The following is a 2529-nucleotide window of genomic DNA, read 5'->3' on the forward strand; positions in this document are numbered from 1 at the left end:
CTGAACAGCGATGCCGACACCAGCACCGGTTGACCGTCCTACTACAGCGCCAGCAGGCGTAGACGCTGATCGCATCGTCGCCAATCAACCACTGGAAGCCCTGCGGTGCGTCGTCCTGGTCGTGCAGCGCCGGCTCTTCGCGGTACAGACGATTGAGGTCACCCACCAGTTTCTGCACGCCCTTGTGTTCCGAATACTGCAGCAGGTACCAGTCGAGCTGCTGATGGTGGACCACTCGCGCCACTGGCCAAACTCGCACCCCATGAACAGCAGTTTCTTGCCCGGATGGGTCCACATGAAGCTCAGATAAGCGCGCAGGTTGGCGAATTTCTGCCAGCGGTGGCCGGGCATCTTGTCGATCAGCGAATGCTTGCCGTGCACCACTTCGTGGTGGTGATCGGCAGGATGAAACGCTCTGACCAGGCGTCAGCCGGACCGAAACTCAATTCATTGTGGTGATGGGCGCGGTACACCGGATCCTGCTGAATGTAGTGCAGCGAATGTGCATCCAGCCCATGTTCCATTTGTAGGCGAAACCGACACCCTGCTGGGTGCCGCCGCTGACGCCCGGCCATGCGGTGGATTCCTCGGCGATATGGCCGGGCCCCCAGCACTCCCGATCGCCGCATCGTTCAAATGCCGCAGGAAGCAATGGCTTCCAGATTCTCCCGACCGCCATGCCGGTTCGGCACCCATTCGCCGGCCTTGCGCGAATCATAGCGATCGAGCATCGAGGCCACGGCATCGACGCGCAGGCCACGAGATATTGGAAATGCTTCAACCAGTGCAGCGCCGAAGCAAGCATGTAGCCATGCACTTCGGTGCGCCGAGTTATGATCGGCGTATCCCAATCCTGATGGAACCCCTCCAGTGGGTTGCCATACTCGTACAACGCCGTGCCGTCGAATTGCGCCCAGCCCCGTGAGTATCGGTAGGAAATGCACCGGCGCCCCATCCGAGTCGCGCAGGCGTGGTGGCAGGCGTTGACGAACTCGGCGAATTGCTCCGGTGTACCGTAACGCGCACTCGGGGCGAATTGCGACACAACTGATAACCCCCAGGAACCGCCGAACGGGTCCATCATCGGCATCAGCTCGATGTGGGTAAAGCCCAGCTCCACTTGACGTACGGAATCACGCGTTCACCAGTTCCGGCCAGGTGTACTCGGCACGGGCCACCTCACCTCGCACTGCCACGAGCCCGCGTGCAGCTCGTAGATCGACAGCGGTGCCGAATGTTTCTGCCGCTCGCCGCGCCTCCATCCAGTCGTGGTCCTGCCAGTCGACCTAGGGGCGCGGCGACTTTCGAGGCCTAGGTGGCGGGCTGGTGGCCGCGCCATCGGATCGGCCTTGAGCGGCAGAATCCCAGTGGCTTCAGAATTTCGTATTTGTACAACTCGCCCGCTTGCAGACGCGGGATGAACAACTCCCAGACCCCGGACGGATGACGCAGACGCATCGGATGCCAGCACCGGTCCGACGTTGAAATCGCCGACCACCGACACCCGCCCGGGCACTGGGTCCCCCACGCGGCAAAGCGCACCGCGTCGACGCCATCGACAGTTTTGGTTCGCGCCGAGGCAGGCACTGAGGTCGCGATGATTGCCCTCGGCGAACAGATACAGTCCATTCACCGAGCAACGGGCCGAAGCTGTAAGGGTCCTCGGCAATCCGCCCGCCACCGGCCCAACGCGTGCGCAGCAAGTATGGCCGCGCCTGATCAAAGTGACCGACGAACAACCCCGGTGTTTTCGTCTGCGCCGCACTCTTCACCGAGTCCTTGTCCAGCACCACCACGCTCAACGCCCCCGGTAAATAGGCGCGAATGAACTGCCCAGCGGCGCCATCGCCGTGGGGGCCAAGAATCGAAAACGGGTCGTGATGTTCCCCGCCCGTACCCAGGCATCGATACGTCTTTCGCCCCCGGCAGCCGTCTTCAGACCCTGTTCCTTGTTCGAGAAGAATTTCATGACTACTCTCCACCAAGATCGGAAAAGGGTTTAAGCCAGTGGATGACCCATACAAACCGTGCAACGGCACCGGCACCACATCGGGCGATTTTCGGCTTCATCGGCCATTTCATAGGCCGCTTTCTCCAGACCGAACAACGCCAGTGCGGCATCGGCACCTTCAGGATCTTGCCAAGCATGTTCAAGACTAGCTGCCGCCTGACGATATGCCTCGACAAATGCCTCACGGGCCTCACGCAGGTACCGTTGCGCGAACACGATGCCGCGCCGCTTCGGAGTCGGCGCTGTGCATCGACGTTGTGCACGTTGATGGTCATCGCCGCCGCGTAATCGAAGGAACGCAGCACGCCGCTGATTTCCTGCACGGACTGTGCTTGCCTCGGCGTTCCTCAACGGCCGCGCCGGTTCGTTCGAAGTCGGATGGGTGAGGCGTCGCCCTTGATCACCAGCACCTCAATCCGGTGGACGCGAATCTGCAGGACCCGCCGACGGCTTTTTTCCAGGACGTGGCCGAGAATGAGTTTCTCGTCCAGCAGCGTCTTCACCAGCGTCTGGTCCGC

At 61.6% G+C, this 2529-nt stretch carries 2 pseudogenes; both read right to left on the reverse strand.

Annotation, left to right across the window (positions count from 1 at the left end):
* Positions 1-1969: pseudogene (gene glgB / locus ACXX9E_RS28715) on the reverse strand (1,4-alpha-glucan branching enzyme); the annotation flags it as partial.
* A gap of 25 nt (positions 1970-1994) precedes the next feature.
* Positions 1995-2529, reverse strand: a pseudogene (locus ACXX9E_RS28720) (alpha-amylase); the annotation flags it as partial.

Source organism: Pseudomonas sp. GNP014 (assembly GCF_054344005.1).